16 protein-coding genes and 1 pseudogene are annotated in these 17812 nt (G+C 44.6%); 9 read left to right on the top strand and 8 right to left on the bottom strand.

Translation table 11 applies throughout. The annotated features are described in order from the left end of the window. Window positions 1–70: 70 nt before the first annotated feature. The 5 genes and pseudogenes from R8O10_RS17460 to cobT form a co-directional block, all read right to left on the bottom strand. Window positions 71–559, bottom strand: a pseudogene (locus tag R8O10_RS17460) (oligoendopeptidase F); the annotation flags it as partial. A 128-nt stretch (window positions 560–687) separates the two neighbouring features. After that, window positions 688–1302, bottom strand: a complete 615-nt coding sequence (cobC, locus tag R8O10_RS17455; protein WP_169628429.1) for an alpha-ribazole phosphatase family protein — start codon at window positions 1300–1302, stop codon at window positions 688–690. 11 nt (window positions 1303–1313) lie between these two features. Next, the gene (cobU, locus tag R8O10_RS17450; RefSeq protein WP_053350418.1) at window positions 1314–1847 is read right to left on the bottom strand and encodes a bifunctional adenosylcobinamide kinase/adenosylcobinamide-phosphate guanylyltransferase; all 534 of its coding nucleotides are present in this window, start codon (window positions 1845–1847) and stop codon (window positions 1314–1316) included. Then, the gene (locus tag R8O10_RS17445) at window positions 1844–2650 is read right to left on the bottom strand and encodes an adenosylcobinamide-GDP ribazoletransferase (RefSeq protein ID WP_169628428.1); all 807 of its coding nucleotides are present in this window, start codon (window positions 2648–2650) and stop codon (window positions 1844–1846) included. The genes cobU and R8O10_RS17445 overlap by 4 nt, the downstream gene beginning before the upstream one ends. Next, the gene (cobT, locus tag R8O10_RS17440) at window positions 2650–3693 is read right to left on the bottom strand and encodes a nicotinate-nucleotide--dimethylbenzimidazole phosphoribosyltransferase (protein WP_318191576.1); all 1044 of its coding nucleotides are present in this window, start codon (window positions 3691–3693) and stop codon (window positions 2650–2652) included. The genes R8O10_RS17445 and cobT overlap by 1 nt, the downstream gene beginning before the upstream one ends. Before the next feature lie 249 nt (window positions 3694–3942). Between cobT and R8O10_RS17435 the strand changes: the two genes are divergently transcribed. The 7 genes from R8O10_RS17435 to purT all read left to right on the top strand — a co-directional run bounded on the left by R8O10_RS17435 (window position 3943) and on the right by purT (window position 11531). Beyond that, a complete protein-coding gene (locus R8O10_RS17435; RefSeq protein WP_053350419.1) occupies window positions 3943–4632 on the top strand; it encodes an NAD(P)H-binding protein in 690 nt (229 codons plus the stop codon). 200 nt (window positions 4633–4832) lie between these two features. Continuing rightward, window positions 4833–6206, top strand: a complete 1374-nt coding sequence (locus R8O10_RS17430; RefSeq protein ID WP_025766775.1) for an L-cystine transporter — start codon at window positions 4833–4835, stop codon at window positions 6204–6206. Between the two features lie 157 nt (window positions 6207–6363). Next, complete coding sequence (gene sbcB, locus R8O10_RS17425) at window positions 6364–7785, top strand: exodeoxyribonuclease I (RefSeq protein WP_085569561.1); 1422 nt, start codon at window positions 6364–6366, stop codon at window positions 7783–7785. A gap of 55 nt (window positions 7786–7840) precedes the next feature. After that, a complete protein-coding gene (locus R8O10_RS17420) occupies window positions 7841–8215 on the top strand; it encodes a CidA/LrgA family protein (RefSeq protein ID WP_005397786.1) in 375 nt (124 codons plus the stop codon). A 1-nt stretch (window position 8216) separates the two neighbouring features. Next, window positions 8217–8894: an LrgB family protein gene (locus tag R8O10_RS17415; protein WP_318191575.1), complete on the top strand. Its 678-nt coding sequence runs from the start codon at window positions 8217–8219 to the stop codon at window positions 8892–8894. A gap of 430 nt (window positions 8895–9324) precedes the next feature. Then, window positions 9325–10212: a cytidine deaminase gene (gene cdd, locus R8O10_RS17410; protein ID WP_025766818.1), complete on the top strand. Its 888-nt coding sequence runs from the start codon at window positions 9325–9327 to the stop codon at window positions 10210–10212. A gap of 143 nt (window positions 10213–10355) precedes the next feature. Further along, window positions 10356–11531, top strand: a complete 1176-nt coding sequence (gene purT, locus R8O10_RS17405) for a formate-dependent phosphoribosylglycinamide formyltransferase (protein WP_005385459.1) — start codon at window positions 10356–10358, stop codon at window positions 11529–11531. A gap of 72 nt (window positions 11532–11603) precedes the next feature. On the opposite strand, the gene R8O10_RS17400 is transcribed toward purT, so the two are convergent. Then, the gene (locus R8O10_RS17400; protein WP_149191885.1) at window positions 11604–12254 is read right to left on the bottom strand and encodes a thiopurine S-methyltransferase; all 651 of its coding nucleotides are present in this window, start codon (window positions 12252–12254) and stop codon (window positions 11604–11606) included. A 315-nt stretch (window positions 12255–12569) separates the two neighbouring features. On the opposite strand from R8O10_RS17400, the gene R8O10_RS17395 reads away from it, so the two are divergent. Further along, window positions 12570–13349 (top strand): phosphoribosylglycinamide formyltransferase, encoded by a 780-nt coding sequence (locus R8O10_RS17395; protein ID WP_318191574.1) that lies wholly within the window; start codon window positions 12570–12572, stop codon window positions 13347–13349. A 121-nt stretch (window positions 13350–13470) separates the two neighbouring features. On the opposite strand, the gene ihfA is transcribed toward R8O10_RS17395, so the two are convergent. Then, window positions 13471–13767, bottom strand: coding sequence for an integration host factor subunit alpha (gene ihfA, locus R8O10_RS17390; protein ID WP_005377899.1), 297 nt, complete (start codon window positions 13765–13767; stop codon window positions 13471–13473). Window positions 13768–14301: 534 nt separating this feature from the next. Here ihfA and R8O10_RS17385 point away from each other — a divergent pair. After that, complete coding sequence (locus tag R8O10_RS17385) at window positions 14302–15183, top strand: AEC family transporter (RefSeq protein ID WP_213886315.1); 882 nt, start codon at window positions 14302–14304, stop codon at window positions 15181–15183. Between the two features lie 213 nt (window positions 15184–15396). Here the strand turns inward: R8O10_RS17385 and pheT are convergent, their stop codons facing one another. Further along, on the bottom strand, window positions 15397–17802 hold the full coding sequence (gene pheT, locus R8O10_RS17380) for a phenylalanine--tRNA ligase subunit beta (RefSeq protein WP_238952282.1): 2406 nt from the start codon (window positions 17800–17802) through the stop codon (window positions 15397–15399). Window positions 17803–17812 lie beyond the last annotated feature (10 nt).

Raw genomic sequence — 17812 nt, 5'->3', positions numbered from 1 at the left:
GTTCATCTGGTGATACAGATGGTTCACTCGTTAAGCGGTGAACAGCGCTTCATACGACTTCACGTCGCACACCCCAAGCCGATTTGCCATCCACACTCATCGCAGCCAGTAACTGTTCTTCTGCGTTGCTAAGACGAGTATCCGCCAACTTTCTAGAATTCAAGATAGAAAAAGCTTGCCCACTGATATCAGGATTCTCATGGTCTAACACGCGCAAGATAAACTCTTCGTCGGCATGAGTTAGTGTCAAATCAAAGGGACTGAACGCTTGGGAAAGCTCCGAAAAGATGCGGGTCATTTTACCAAGTAACGATTTCGCTTCGGCGTTTGTTGCATCAACAGAAGCATAACAACTCGCAAAATTTGCAACTGTACCCGCTAAACGACTCGCGGCTTCATTGGTCAAAATCGCATTTTGCATGATCTCTACGTTGCCACAATCTGCTGATTGTTTATTCAAAAGATCAATACATTGTTCCACAAGAGCAATATCGTCTTGAATTCGTGGGTCAGAAAGGTCGTTATAAACGATGGACAAATCCCAACTCGGCGTTGTCATTTCTATATTTCCTTTTTATGTAACTGAGTCAATTTTCGCTTCCTGCACCTAGCAGATGGGCTTCCACTGACATCTTCCGTGACTATGCCCGTAAGCAATATCGTTCTGGGCATTTTAATATTTATAAATTAACGAGTTAAAAGAGGTACGCCAATCGAACGCACCGAGGCGTAAATTTGCTCATCTATGGTAACTGTTACATGCGTGACAGAAGCGTTTCCTATCGACAACGTCGAATACCACTTTGGGTTACGCCAATCTAACTCCAATACATGAGCAAGAATCATACGAATGACGCCACCATGCGTGACGATAAGTAGATTGTCATTGATATCGTTGATGATTTGAGACCAAACGCGACATATGCGCTCAGAAAATGTGCTTAAGCTCTCAGCATTCGGCAACGTATGTTGTGCTGGCGATTGCCAAAAAGCATCTAGCTTTTTCCACTGCTCAGTGAGCATATCAAAAGGCATACCATCAAAATCACCAAATGCCATCTCTTGTAAAGACTCATCCGTCATTACTGGTAATAATTGCTGTTCAGCAATGATGTTTGCCAGTTCTTGACAGCGTGAAAGCGGAGAAGAAATTATTCCACCCACACCTCGTCCACTCTCGGCCCAAGCCCGAGCAATACTCTCTTGATCAGCAGGCGTAACTTTTACATCTGTTTGGCCATGGAGTCCTGGTAGAGCGTCTACTTTTCCATGACGCACAAGATAGATATTGAGTGTTTTCATTTTGTTCCATCCTACTCTTTAAGAACCAACGGCAAACCAGCAGCAACAAAGGTAACGCGATGGCAAACACTGGCTAGTTTTTGATTCATCCGTCCTGCATTATCCACAAAATAACGACTAACCGCCCCCAAAGGTACAATGCCCATTCCAACCTCGTTAGAGACGAATATTAACGTCGCATCTGAGCCACGTACCACCTGTATAAGCTTTTCAATTTCTGCTTCTAGCTTCTCATTGGAACATTCATCACCTAACTCAAATATCCAATTGTTGAGCCACAAGGTTAAACAGTCGACCAATACAACATCGGTGGTAGCGAAATTTGTCAGTAACTCAGATAAATGAAGGGGGCATTCATGCTCTTGCCACTCGCCCCCGCGTTGCTTTTGATGATGCGCTATTCGCTCTCGCATTTCTTGGTCAAATGGCAGCGCGGTTGCAACATAGTGTAATGATCGATGAGAAGCGACCGATAATTGCTTAGCTGTTTTTTCTGCCAAATGCGACTTCCCAGAGCGCGCGCCACCGAGTATCAATTGCTTCATGAGGAGTGATACAATCCAATCATAGTGAGATAAATAAGCAGTTCCGACAACTGTTGCGCTGCCCCAAGGCAATCCCCCGTAAAGCCGCCAATTCTCTTGGTTAACCAACGTTTGAGCATCAAACGAAATACCACGAGAACAAGCGATATAAAGATCGCATCCGCGATACCAAGCACAAGCAATGTTACGCCACCAGTAAACAACAAAATGGAGACTTCTAGAGAAGACTGGCGACTTGCTAGCGGTTTACTTTTCGACGTATCACTGTCACTGACATAAGGCATGTCATAAATAAGCGTCGCTGCTAGTGCTCGGCTTGCGGTGTAAGCGACGACAATGACCAACCAAAAGTGCGGCAAGTTAGCCAATTCACTCCAAAAAACATACTTAGCCAATAACGCCATAATGAGAGTGGCGGCACCATAAGTGCCAATACGACTGTCTTTCATAATAGAGAGGCGTCGCTCTACGGTCATGCCACCGCCAATGCCATCCGCCATATCGGTCAAGCCGTCTTCGTGAAAAGCCCCAGTTAACAATAAGCTAAACACCATCGTTAATACTATGGCAACCGACTCTGGGAAAAGAATTGAGGTGAGCGAGAATACCAAAGCGCAAAGCGCTCCAAGCACGAGACCAACTAACGCGAAGTAACGGCCTGCCTGATTCATGCGTTCTTCACTGTAAGGCAACGCTTGGGGCACGGGTAAGCGGCTAAAAAAACTGGTAGCTAATAGAAATAACTCCCACTGGTATCTTAACGATGACGGCGTGACTTTCTCAGAATTATCAGGGACTGACACTAAACTGTAACTCCTGCACTCTCGAAGCTCGCCATTTTGTTGTAAAACTGGGCGGCAGCTTTTAACAACGGTAAGGCAAGAGCGGCTCCTGTTCCCTCCCCTAGCCGTAAACCAAGGTCGAGCAGAGGTTCTGCTTTAAGATGTTCCAATACAAATTTATGTCCATTTTCTTCAGAGCGATGGGCAAACAACATGTATTCACGCGTTTCTTCGTCTAACAACGTCGCAATATAAGCCGCTACCGATACGATAAACCCATCCACTAAAACTGGAGTTTTAAGCCGCTTGGCTTCTAAAAAAGCGCCCACCATTTGTACGATTTCAAAGCCCCCAACCTGTGCGAGAATCGCTTTGGTATCAAGACCTCGACATCGGTTTACCCCCTGTGCTACCAGTTTATATTTGCGGCTCAACTGCTGTTGATTGATTCCGGTGCCAACGCCAACACAATAATCAATATCTAATGAGCTCAGCGCCGATAACAGTGCTGAGGCCGAACTGGTATTACCGATGCCCATCTCGCCGAACATCAAGAGGTTTGAACCATGCAAAATGGTATGCTCAGCAATCTTCGCACCATATTCTAAACCTAACGCCACTTGTTCTGGGGACATCGCTGATTGTTTAGAAAAATTAGCCGTACCGTTACCCAACCGTTGTTCAACCAAGTTGGGATGGGATTTAAATTCTGGAACAAGCACATCAATAGGAGCCAACATGCCGCAATCTATTACTTTGAGTTGAATGCCATTGATGTCGCAAAAACAGTTGATGGTTGCGCCGCCAGCGAGAAAGTTAACCACCATTTGCTGAGTGACTTCGCTTGGCGCAATGCTCACACCCTCCTCTGCAACGCCGTGATCTCCAGCAAATACCAGCATGCTTGGTTTGCAGATAGCGATGGAATCAACTGGCTGAGGTTTATTCTGACTTTGAATAAGAGCTAACTGCAGTGCCACCTTTTCCAATAAGCCTAAAGAACCGACGGGTTTGGTTTTGTTATCTATGCGTGCTTGTATCTCCGCAGCAAAAGAGTCATCCATTTTTTACGTTCCTTTGATGTTGTCTGGGTGAGAGGTGTTCTGTTGTTCAAGAGGTCTTGTTCAGCGACAGTTTTTGCGCGCCCCACTATTGTATACACTTGCATCCAATTGGGGCAGCGCTAATCAAGTTTATCTCAGGATAGTCTGCCGAGTTCGCAGAGCGTCTCACCTTTCTTGCACGAGATTATAAGTAACTCGTTGAAATCCGCTACAATAGCTTAGACTATGTTCCCATATAGGAGAAAAGATATGGATAACAACACCTGCGCAATCATCGCCGGTGCAACTGGCTTAGTAGGCTCAAAAGTCATTGCAAACCTCATAAATCAATCAGGTGTTGGAACATTATATTATCTTTCTCGCCGCCCACTCGATGGCGTCCTAGATGTGGACAACAAGCTTATTCCTCTCATTGATGCAGACCTTTCTATCCACCAATGGGATGAGAACCAACCAACACCAACCATCGGCTTTATCTGTTTAGGCACGACCCTTAAGCAAGCAGGCAGTAAGGATAATTTGCGTAGAGTAGATGTTGATCTGGTGTGCAAAGTCGCGCAACAAATGAAAACAATCGGAGTCAAACGCCTTGCGGTTGTTTCTAGCCTCGGTGCAAATAGTAAATCGCCATCCCATTACTTAGCTTGTAAAGGACAAATGGAACAACGAATCGAAGCTATGGATTTTGAGGAAATCGTATTTGTTCGCCCAGGCCCGCTTGTTGGTCAACGTCAAAACCCAAGAATGGACGAGAAGTTAGTACAAACTCTGTTTAAGGTAATTCGCCCACTTATGCTTGGCAAACTGTCCAACTTTTTACCTATTCGAGCAGAAGATGTCGCCAAAGCGATGATTTATCAACTTTTCAGTTATCAAGAAGACTCGGTGGTTTACTTACAAAGGAAAGAAATGCGTGACTTACTGCATCACTACGAATAACCATTTTGTACAATTAACGTGCTAATTCACACTCTCACGCGACTTAGATCTCGTTTTTATATTCATTTTAGATCTAGCTAATACCCGTTTGTCATTTTTAAAGTTATATCACGAGCGTTATCTTACGCTCCATAAATAAATCCGTATAAAACCCCGTATAAAAAACAACCGCCACTTCGGCTGGTTGATAAGGTCAAATTATGAATTTTGCAGTGATAGCCTCTCTAGCCGTCTTTGTTGGAATATTGTTCTTTCTATTTAATCAGCAACAAAAGAAACACACTCTTTCACGTCTCGTTTTGATCGGTCTTGTTACCGGTTCTCTTTTTGGTCTTGCTTTGCAACTCATTCACGGTGAAGGCAACAGCGCAATTGCTCAAACACTTGAATGGGTAGGCATTGTAGGCAGTGGCTACGTTGGTCTACTGAAAATGGTCATCATGCCACTAGTATTGGTATCGATGATCTCTGCAGTTGTTAAGTTGGAGAAAGGTGGATCTTTAGGTAAAATTTCTGGCCTGACCATCTCTGTTCTTTTAGTAACGACTGCAATTGCTGCACTTATCGGTATCTTGGTGACAACGACATTTGGCCTTTCAGCAGAAGGGTTAACTGAAGGTGCGCGTGAAACCGCTCGTATCGCCGTTTTAGAAAGCCGTGCCGGTACAGTAAGTGACCTAACTATTCCTCAAATGCTAGTTAGTTTCATTCCAACCAACCCATTTGCTGATCTAACAGGTGCTCGCTCGACATCGATTATCGCTGTTGTGATTTTCGGCGTGTTAACTGGTATCGCCGCTCGTAAAGTGATGATAGAAAAAGCAGAGTTGGAATCACCGATTCGTACTTTCGTAGAAGCTGCTCAATCTATCGTTATGCGATTAGTGAAGATGATCATGGCCCTAACGCCATACGGCATCGCAGCACTGATGGCAAAAGTGGTAGCGACATCAAGCGCAGGCGACATCCTAAACCTACTTGGCTTTATTGTGGCGTCTTATGTTGCTATCGCACTGATGTTTGTTGTTCATGGCGTATTGGTCTCTTTTGTTGGCGTTAGCCCTGCGGAATACTTTAAGAAAATCTGGCCTGTACTGACCTTCGCGTTTACATCTCGTAGCTCAGCAGCAACAATTCCACTAAACGTAGAAGCGCAAATCACCAAGCTTAACGTACCACCAGCGATTGCAAACCTATCAGCATCGTTTGGTGCCACTATCGGCCAAAACGGCTGTGCGGGTATCTATCCTGCAATGCTGGCAGTGATGGTAGCTCCAACAATGGGCATCAACCCACTTGATCTACACTTTATCCTGTCATTGATTGCGATTATCACCATCAGCTCATTTGGTATTGCAGGTGTCGGCGGCGGTGCGACGTTTGCAGCCTTGATTGTTCTTCCTGCAATGGGCTTACCTGTGACCATCGCAGCGCTGCTTATCTCTATTGAACCATTGATTGACATGGCACGTACCGCACTAAACGTTTCAGGCTCAATGACTGCGGGTACAATTGCTAGCCGAGTGCTGAAGTCACCAGAAAGTGAAGCAACATTGGAAGAAACACGAGCATAGAACTCAAATTCCTTCCAAAGCGATAAAACGTAAAATATCAAGCCGATGGTTCGCCATCGGCTTTTTTCATTTTCAAAAATTCAACTTGCATCTTTCGTTGCTAGTCAAGGCGTTGAATGGTCTAATACTGTCATCGGTTTTGTAAACGGTAAGCAGAATGCACCAAGATAATCAGCCCACTTTTTTCTTCTTTGATTATGAGACATGGGGAACCAACCCCGCGAAAGATCGCCCAAGCCAGTTCGCTGGTGTTCGTACAGATGAAAACTTTAATATCATCGGCGAGCCTTTAGTCATGTACTGCCAGCCACCTGCTGATTATCTTCCGTCTCCTGAAGCTGCACTTATTACTGGTATTACTCCGCAAAAAACGGTTCAAGAAGGCCTTTCTGAGCCAGAGTTTATCGCTAAGATTCACGCTGAACTCGCGAAACCAAATACTACCAGTTTAGGCTACAACAGCATTCGCTTTGATGACGAAGTGACCCGTTATACTTGTTATCGCAACTTTATCGATCCATACGCATGGAGTTGGCAAAACGGTAACTCACGTTGGGATTTACTCGATGTACTACGCGCGTGCCATGCCCTTCGCCCAGAAGGCGTAGAATGGCCAGAAAACGAAGATGGCTTCACTAGCTTTAAATTAGAACACTTGTCTGTGGCTAACGGCATAGAGCATAGTAACGCGCACGATGCCATGGCAGATGTGGTTGCGACTATCGAAATGGCAAAGAAAGTAAAAGCAGCGCAACCAAAATTGTTTGATTACTTTTTTTCTATGCGCCAAAAGCGCAAGCTCAATGATTTAGTCGACATCGTCAACATGACACCGTTGATGCACGTTTCAGGCATGCTAGGGCGCGAATGCCAGTACACTAGCTGGATTGTGCCTGTTGCTTGGCATCCAACCAATAATAACGCCGTTATCACCATCGATTTAGCGAAAGACCCTCAACCTATTCTTGAGCTATCCGCAGAAGAGCTGCACGAAAGACTCTACACTAAACGCGAAGATCTTGGTGAATTGCTACCAGTGCCAGTTAAACTAGTTCATTTGAACAAATGCCCTATTCTCGCCCCTGCAAAAACGTTAACGGCTGAAAATGCGGAGTCTATTGGCATTGATCGCCAGCAATGTCTCGCTAATCTCGCTTTGTTGCGCCAACATCCTGAAATTAGAGAAAAGCTGATTAGCCTCTTTTCAGTCGAGCGTAAATTCGATAAAAGTGATGACGTCGATACACAGCTTTACGACGGGTTCTTTTCTCCGGCTGATCGCGCAGCTATGGATATCATTCGAGAAACCGACCCGAATAATCTTGCTGCATTAGACATTGAATTTGATGACAAGCGTATTAAACCTCTATTATTCCGCTATCGTGCGCGTAACTTCCCAGGCACATTAGACGAGCAAGAACAAAGACGCTGGGCACTACACTGTCGAGAAGTGTTTGAAAGCCAAATTGAAGAGTACATGCTGAATTTAGAAAACTTAGTTCACGAACATGAAAGTGACGAAAAGAAGATTGCGATATTAAAATCCGTGTACCGTTATGTAGAGAGCTTAGCTTCCTAACTCCTCCTAATACAAGCGCACCTTATGGTGTGCTTGTTGTTTATATACTGTCAAAATGATTAAAGAACGATTCTTACAACTGATCCAACTGCTCATTTCAATCTTCCTCATCATGGGAGCACTTGGCATCGGAATTACCATTCAAAAGTTCACTGGCGTTTCCGTTCCAGGAAGTGTCATCGGTATGCTCGTACTGTTTTTCTCCATGACTCTTGGGCTTGTAAAAGTCGACTGGGTCAAACCGGGCGCCACGCTATTTATCCGCTATATGATCTTATTGTTCGTTCCTATTAGCGTGGGATTAATGCAACATTTCGATATGCTACTCGCTAATGCCCTCCCTATCATTGCTAGCGCAGTTGGAGGCTCACTCATTGTACTAGTCAGCCTCGCTTGGCTGCTGGACTACTTGTTAAAGGAGAAGCACTGATATGTGGTTAGTTGTTACCATTGCGGTTTTTCTTGTCGCGCGCCAAATTGCAATCAAAGTGAATAATCCTCTAGCAAATCCTTTGCTGATCAGTATTTCAGTGCTCATTCCTTTGCTTACTTACTTAAATGTACCGTTTGAAACGTATTATGCGGATAACGAAGGGATCAGTTTTTTACTTCAACCAGCCGTAGTTGCTCTGGCTTATCCACTATATGAACAACTGCCACAAATTAAAGCAAACTGGCGAATCATTACTTTTGCTTGCACAGTAGGCAGTGTGATGTCGATGATGACAACCACCTTGATCGCAGTCGCTTTCAAAGCGGATATCAGTTTAATCGCGAGTCTAGTGGGTAAGTCCGTCACTACACCAATAGCGATGGAAATATCGAGTCACCTCGGTGGTGAAGCCGCCGTTGCAGCGATCTTGGTTCTGATTGTCGGTTTATTGGGCGCAATTTTGGCATACCCAATTTACAATTTGATTGGAATTAAACACCCGATTGCACGTGGTCTGACAATGGGTACAGTCTCTCATGCCTTAGGCACCGCTACTTGTGCAGAGAAACAGCCCATAGATGCCGCGTTCTCATCACTCGCATTGGTTTTATGTGGGATCATAACTTCTATTTTGGCTCCAAGCTTTTTTGCTTTGGCTGTCTGGCTATATCAATAGTTAAGCGCTCTCGGTCTGCCCTCCTTCCGGCAGGCCGTAGCCTTTCCGCTTCTTCCTTACCCTTTTCAAAACCCTATCTTATCTATCAACCTCACCCAGTAATATCGTGAAGGGACTTGATCGAGATATACATTCATAGCGTTAGCATTCTAGGTGCTACCACTCGCTCTAGATTACGTAGGTATAAAATAGCATAGCGGTAAAAGTTGCGTTAGTAACATACTCCTGCTCCTTGGTCATATGAATATATACTGATATGGTTAATTGTGAGACGGAGATAACGCTTCACACCTGTGCAATCGAATACATGTGTGAGCTCACTCTAATTATGTAACAGAATTATCAATTGCATTATTTATCGTGATCTAACGCACGGAACATTTCTATCTTTCACATAGAATAACTGTCCATGCAATAACAAGGATTCAACATGAAAAGTCGCATTGAACAGGCGCTAGCAGGCGCTCCAGAAGCACTTTCCAAACAACTTGCTCCTATCATCCAAGCTGATGATTTTGATGCTACGCTTTCAGTTCAACAATTTGAGCAGTTGCTTTCAGCTACCGGTCTATCAGACAAAGAGCTTCGTGTTGCGCTACTTCCTTTTGCCGCAGCGTACTCCTATGCTCCCCTTTCTGACTTTTATGTCGGCGCTATCGTTCGTGGTCTTTCAGGTCGCCTTTACTTCGGTGCCAACATGGAATTCTTTGGTGTACAGTTGGGTCAAACGGTTCACGCAGAGCAGTCTGCGATTAGCCATGCTTGGATGAAAGGCGAACGTGGTGTTAAGGATATCACTATCAACTTCAGCCCATGTGGTCACTGCCGCCAGTTCATGAATGAGTTATCTACCGCAAACGAGCTTAAAATCCAGCTCCCGGAACGCGAAGAAAAGTCACTTCATGAATACCTGCCTGAAGCCTTTGGACCAAACGATCTCGGTATCGAGTCCGGCTTAATGGCAGAAGTTCAACACCAGTTCTCATGTGATGATGAAGACGCACTCATCCAAAGTGCAGTTGAAGCGATGAACATGAGCCACTCTCCATACACCAACAACTTGAGTGGTTTAGCATTAGAGATGACTAGCGGCCGTGTATTCCAAGGCGCTTATGCAGAAAATGCAGCGTTTAATCCTAGCTTGCCACCGCTACAAGTTGCGCTAATCCAAGTTTTACTTGCGGGTGAAGCCTTTGACAGCATCAAAGCCGCTGCATTGGTAGAGAACTCAGAAGGTAAGATCAGTCATTTAGCCGATACGCAATCAACGTTGGAAGCGTTGAATCCAGATATTCCGCTTAGTTTTGTCAACGTATAAACGACAAATTCAACAAAAAGCTCTACAACATGTAGAGCTTTTTTATTGCCTAAAAACCAAAAGCAAACGTTTGCTTTGTCATAAAACTTCAGTATGATCTCCTGCAATTTCTGTCTCACCACTCTATTTTGTAAGGGAACACTATGTTTGGCACTGCAACCAGCGCAAATGCTACCCGTGTATTACTTTTAGGCTCTGGCGAACTCGGTAAAGAAGTCGCCCTTGAATGCCAGAGACTTGGTTTAGAAGTGATTGCTTGTGATCGCTATGCTAATGCTCCAGCGATGCAAGTTGCTCACCGTAGTTACGTCATCGATATGTTAGATGGAAGCGCCTTAGAAGAAGTTATTACAAAGGAACAACCTACTTACGTCGTACCAGAAATTGAAGCCATCGCAACCGGCAAACTGGTAGAGCTTGAAGAAAAAGGACTGAATGTTGTTCCAACCGCTAAGGCAACCAGGCTAACAATGAATCGTGAAGGTATCCGACGTTTGGCAGCAGAAGAACTGGAATTGACGACTTCACCTTATCGTTTTGCAGATAACTTTGAAGACTTCAAAGCCGCGGTTGAACATGTGGGTATTCCGTGCGTGGTGAAGCCAGTGATGAGCTCTTCCGGTAAAGGGCAAAGTGTTATCAAGACCGAAGACGACGTTACAAAAGCATGGGATTACGCTCAGGAAGGCGGACGTACGGGTGCAGGTCGCGTTATCGTGGAAGGTTTTATCGACTTCGATTACGAAATCACTTTATTGACCATCAGAGCCGTTGACGGTGTGCATTTCTGTGCTCCAATTGGTCATCGTCAGGAAGATGGCGACTACCGCGAATCATGGCAACCGCAAGCTATGTCAGAAAACGCAGTAAAAGCAGCTGAATACACGGCTGAGAAAGTGGTAAACGCGCTCGGTGGCTACGGCATCTTTGGTGTAGAGCTGTTTGTCAAAGGCGATAAAGTCATTTTCAATGAGGTCTCTCCTCGCCCTCACGATACGGGTATGGTTACAATGATTTCGCAGGAAATGTCTGAGTTTGCTCTCCACGTGCGCGCGTTTACCGGAATGCCAATTAATAATATTGTGCAATATGGCCCATCTGCGTCTGCTGTTATTCTTGGACAAGGGACTTCCACAAACATTCGCTTTGAAAACCTAAGCAAAGCTTTAGCTCAACCTCAAACACAAGTTCGTCTATTCGGTAAGCCAGAAATCGATGGTCGCCGCCGTTTAGGTGTTGTCCTTACGCGACGAAAAACCACCGAAGAAGCCGTTCAAGATGCTGTTGAAAGTGCTTCAAAAGTGAATATCATTTATTAAATACGAACCACTCATACAAAAATAGCGCAGCTCAAATTGCTGCGCTATTTCGTGTTCCAAACCGAAGAGAGCCTATTCACTCTGGATTAAGTACACTTCTTCAGAGAAGCGACTTAAGCCTTTTTTCGCAATTTTAGGATGATTCTCGTCAGCTTCATCTACGTTCAAACAAGTAACTTTGTAACCTGAAAATAACTGCTCAATTTCTTCGACCGGCACGCTAAATGGAGGCCCCACCATCTCTTCTTGAGGATAGTTGAGTGTAACAAGCAAAATACGACCGCCTGGGTTCAGCAGTTGCTTGAGACGCTCTACATACTCCTCTCGCATATCTTGCGGTAAAGCAACCAACGCGGCGCGATCATAAATGATATCGGCTTGAGATACTGGTGCAGTGAAAAAGTCCCCAGTATAAATAGAGAGCTCATCAAATTGATAAAGCTCGTGCATGCCATTAAGAGGCGTTACCGTTGGCGTGTAAAAATGTTCAGCAAAAAAGGCACGCACAGCAATATGGCTTAGCTCAACGCCTTCAACCGAATCATGCTTCATCGCTAGCCAAATCAAGTCTTCTGACTTTCCACATAAAGGAACTAACACTTTATCTTCACGCTTTGGATTAGTGTGTTTCCAATATACTGGTAATAGCGGGTTTACATCTTCCAAGTGAAATCCGATCTGATTGCTGGCCCATTTGTTATGCCAAAATTCTTGGTCTCTCATTTTACTTTCTACTTGTCGGCTGTTTTCATTTTGAGAGGTAAGACTAACGTTTTTTTTCAATTTGTCTATGCCGTTCATCTTTGGTTAATACTGCGGTGATAGGATGTAATCGGTCTCATAGGAGACGCGCCTTTATCTGATAATCAGAATAAAGAAAAGAGAAATGGTGATCTAACGCACGATTCTACTTCAAGATAAAACTGAAACCTTGGAATCTTTCGTAATGGCCCCATTTATAAGTTAGTACCTGATTTGCCGAACTTAGCGACCTTTATGTTCCCTATTTTCTAAGTACAAGCAAGTTAAGGAGAGTGAATGAGCTTATTTCTTCGTACTACAGCATTGATGCTTTTGGTACTTAGCCGTGCACCGGCATTTGCCGCACTTCCAATTACCCCTGCGCCTAATGGCGAACAAAATCGTTCAACCAGCCAAAACGAAGTTTGTTCGAAACTTTTTAAACACAGCCTTAGCGGTTTATATGGCATTCAGTCAATCGACACCACACCAACTCAGCCATATTCTGACTTCGACATTCTTTACAGCAAAGCTCACCAAGCGCAATTTGAACTTGAAACTATCTGTAAAAGTACCGCACTTCTTAATGACGCTCAGCCATACTTCGCAGGCGTGAAATCCAAACAACGAGCAGAAGAAAAGATAGCTTTAGAGTTAGATGGGAAAGTTGAACGTATTACTGACCTAGCACGTGCAACGATTGTAGCTGAAGACGTCGCGAGTTTAGTCTCCATTTATGAAACGTTAGAGCGTGAAACAACGATTGTGAAAGTAAAAAATCGATTCAAAAAACCTGGCCCTTCAGGATATAGAGACTTGAACTTGCTCGTTCGTTTACCAAAAACAAACCTAGTAGCCGAAGTTCAACTGCACTTGAAAGCAATCGCAGATGTAAAAAGCGGTCCCGAACACGACCTATACGAAAAAATCCAGAAACTAGAACGTCAAGCGATGTTGGAAAAACGTGAGCTAAGCGAAATAAAGCTTGCCTCTATTCACAACATGCGTACACAGTCTAAGAACTTGTACCAACAAGCATGGCAACCATACTTAACAACGCATCTAGAAGCGGCGTAACCGATATCATTAAGCGTCTCTCATAAACAGAAAAACCACCGCATTGCGGTGGTTTTCATTTGTATGCACACGAATTTTACGCAAAAAAAGACCACGCCTTAGCGTGATCCATTTATTCGGCTTACTGTACTTTCTTCAGGTTTTCTACACGAGCTTTTAACTTCTGACCCGGGCGAAAAGTCACTACACGTCGAGCAGTAATTGGAATATCTTCACCAGTTTTCGGGTTACGACCAGGTCGTTCATTCTTGTCACGAAGATCAAAGTTACCAAAACCTGACAGTTTTACCTGTTCGCCACTTTCCAGTGCCTTACGAATCTCTTCAAAGAACACTTCCACCGTTTCCTTGGCGTCCCGCTTACTAAATCCTAATTTATCAAACAGGTTTTCTGCCAGTTCGGCTTTTGTGAGCGCCATAAAACTTTCCTCAAAGCTATGTTAAACAATGCTACGTTAGTGTAGCGCCAGAGCAGTTTTACCCTACCAATTCAACAACATATCGGGGTTACATCAGGAAGTGTATGACAAGCTTATGATTTTCGCCAACTTTTTTCTTGGCGAACAAAAGGAATAGCACTACGTAAATTATTGTTAAACGCCAGAAATTTGATATTTTTGTTTTCGTTTCATCTTTATCAGGAAAAACATCCAGACTATAAAACTAAAATTAGTTTAAATATCAACATTAAACACTATTTAATAAAAATATCAGATATTGGTTATTTAACAGGCACTTGACATAGAACTTGTCGTAAATTCAGTGATTTGTATGTAACTCGATACGTAACAATTAGATTAAAAGGTATGACCACCTGTACTTTGCAACTGTGCTTAGAAAGCTTGATTAAACCCACGCTTCTCGCTGTTTAACGATGACGCCATATACAAAGATTGATAATGTGGAAGTTCGTGTATTTCCTCATTAGCTTCTTACACTGCTTCTAGGCGACCATGATTAATCAAATCATAAATATTCTTTTCCCTGTTTTTGCTCTTGTCGGAGTTGGCTATTTGGTCGGTCGTTACATCAAGCCTGACTTTCGCCCAATAAACCGCATTAATATTGAGGTATTTACGCCAGCACTGGTATTTTCGTCACTCGTTAGCATGCCGCTCGATTCAAATCAGGGGCCGCTTCTTTTGGCGGCAATTGTCGCGGTTTTAATTCCCGCACTACTCATGCTCCCGGTATGTCGATGGACGTCACTCTCGTTTAAAACCTGGGCGCCACCACATATGTTTCGGAATAGCGGAAATCTAGCTATTCCTTTGTTTACCTATACGTTTGGAGAAATTGCGCTGTCGTCAGCAGTGCTTTTATTCGTCGTGTCAGCATGCTTGCATATCAGCTTAGGCGTAATGCTGCTTAGTCATGGCAACCCTTTTAAGCAAATAGTCAAGATGCCAATCTTTTTAGCAGCGTCGTTGGCTCTGTTTCTCAACGTGTCAAATGTGGGTGCATGGGCGCCTTTATACGAAGCCACGGCTCTACTTGGGCAAGCGGCCGTACCCGTGATGCTTTTATCTCTGGGGGCACAAATGTGTCATTTACGGTTGGACGGTTTAAAGATTGGTGTGTTGTGTACCGTGCAGTCACTGGCAACTGGTGCTGTCGCTTTTGCACTTATTTATTGGTTAATTCCCCTTCCAACGATGCAATTGCAAATGATGGTGCTCTTCACAATGCTGCCACCAGCCGTCATGAATTACCTATTTGCGGAAAGACTGAATATAGAACCCATGAAGGTGGCATCAATGGTACTATTTGGCAACTTTTTCAGCATTCTTACGCTGCCTCTTCTGCTTAGCTATACCCTCTCACTCGCTGCCTAACCGCCAATAAGCTATCGTTAGCGTGTATTAGCTGAAAAACAATACGTTCCTAATCTCGGGTAAGGGCCATCCCTAGTTTGGTCTAGTATTTTAAAATAATGAGGGGTGGTGCGAGCAGTAAGGAACTTGAACAACGATAAGGTAATCCTAAAAATAAAAAACCCTGCCAAACTGGCAGGGTTTTCATTTCTTAAGAAGATACGTTACGCGAGATTAGTCACGCAGAGACGCACCAAACTTCTCAGAAACGTGAGCAACGATAGCGTCAACCGCACCAGCGATATCTGCATCTTCAAGCGTACGCTCAAGTGACTGTAGAGTCAGAGCGATTGCTAGGCTCTTCTTACCATCTTCAACGCCTTTACCTACGTAAACGTCGAACAGTTTCGCATCTTTAAGGAACTCGCCACCTTGCTCTAGACAAGCGTTAACGATGTCACCAGATGCAACAGCTTCATCCACTACTACCGCGATATCACGACGGTTTGAAGGGAATTTAGAAAGTGCTACCGCTTCTGGGATCACTTTGCTGTTGATTGCAGACCATTCGATTTCGAATACGATAGTGCGACCATTTAGACCGAACTTACGCTCAAGCTCAGGGTGAACGGTACCGATCACGCCTACTTCTTTGCCGTCTACGATGATTGCCGCAGATTGACCTGGGTGAAGAGCTGGGTTAGCTTTTTTGCTTTCAGGTGACAGTGCAGCGAAAGAGTACGCTTTTTCGTTCGCAGATAGCTCTAGAATCGCTTCTAGATCGCCCTTAAGGTCGAAGAAATCAACCGTGTTAGTTTCGATATCCCAATGTTCTTCACCGCGAGTACCAGCAATAACACCTGCAAGCATAGGCTCTTGGCGCATGCCGTTTTCTGCAGTTTCACATGGGATGAAACGTAGGCCGTATTCGAATAGACGAACGCGTGGCTGTTGACGCTTCTGGTTGTGAACAACCGTGTTCAGCAGACCTTGGATAAGACCAAGACGCATTGCTGACATGTCTGCAGAAATTGGGTTTGGAAGCACTAGAGGCTCAACACCAGGTACAACTAGCTTTTGTTGCTCAGGCTCAACGAAGCTGTATGTAATTGCTTCGTGGTAACCACGATCAACAAGAAGATCACGAACGCGTTTCAGTGGAAGATCCGCTTCAACGTGGTTGTGCATCTTAAGTGCTGCTGCTGGGTGTTGGTTAGGAATGTTGTCATAACCGTAGATACGGCCAACTTCTTCAATCAGGTCTTGCTCGATAGCGATATCGAAACGCCATGTTGGCGCTACTGCCATCCAACCTTCTTCTGAAGCTTCTACAGTCAGACCTAGGCGCTCTAGGATTTCTACTACGTCAGCATCAGCGATGTGGTGACCTAGTAGGTTGTCTAGTTTAGTGCGACGTAGAGCAACTTTGTTTGGCTTAGGTAGGTCTGCTTCAGACTCTACTGCAACAACAGGTGCTACTTCACCGCCACAGATTTCAACAAGAAGCTGAGTTGCACGCTCCATTGCGCTCACTTGCAGTGCGTAATCCACACCACGCTCGAAACGCATTGAAGAGTCAGTGTGCAGACCGTAGCTACGAGCGCGACCACGGATGTGATCAGGTGCAAAGAATGCACACTCTAGTAGAACGTCTTTAGTCTCAGTTGTTACACCAGACTCTTCACCACCAAAGATACCTGCGATTGCAAGTGCTTTGTTGTGGTCAGCAACTACTAGTGTATCTGCGTTTAGTTCTGCTTCGTTGCCGTCAAGAAGCGTTAGCTTCTCACCTTGCTCAGCCATACGAACTACGATGCCACCTTCGATCTTCGCTAGATCGAATGCGTGCATTGGTTGGCCTTGCTCTAGAAGAACGTAGTTAGTGATGTCTACTACAGGGTCGATAGAGCGAATACCACAACGACGCAGTTTCTCTTGCATCCATAGTGGTGTTTCAGCTTGAACGTTTACGTTCTTAATAACACGACCTAGGTAACGAGGACACGCAGCAGGAGCTTTCACTTCGATAGACACTTTATCGTCGATTGAAGGGGCAACTGCTTCTACTGATGGCTCAGTCACGTCAGCACGGTTTAGTACGCCAACTTCACGAGCTAGACCACGAATGCTGAAACAGTCAGCGCGGTTTGCTGTTAAGTCTACGTCTACTGTTACGTCGTCTAGACCTAGGAATTCACGGAAATCAGTACCGACTACTGCGTCTTCTGCTAGTTCCATGATACCGTCTGACTCAACGTCGATACCTAGTTCAGTGAATGAACAAAGCATGCCGTGAGATGGCTGGCCACGTAGTTTCGCTTTTTTGATTTTGAAATCACCTGGAAGAACAGCACCAACTGTTGCTACTGCTACTTTCAGACCTTGGCGACAGTTAGGTGCGCCACAAACAATGTCTAGAAGCTCTTCTTCACCCACGTCAACTTTAGTTACGCGCAGTTTGTCTGCATCTGGGTGTTGACCACATTCAACAACGTGACCGACTTTAACGCCAGTAAAAGAACCAGCAACAGGAAGAACGTCGTCTACCTCTAGACCGGCCATTGTAATTTGGTGAGTTAGCTCGTCAGTAGTAACCGCAGGGTTTACCCACTCACGAAGCCATGATTCGCTGAATTTCATGTTGATGAAC

The sequence above is a fragment of the Vibrio sp. 1727 genome (genome assembly GCF_033344415.1).
Classification (GTDB): Bacteria; Pseudomonadota; Gammaproteobacteria; order Enterobacterales; family Vibrionaceae; genus Vibrio; species Vibrio alginolyticus.
Note: the sequence above shows the minus strand (reverse complement) of the source record. Positions and strands in the feature narration are given on the sequence as shown.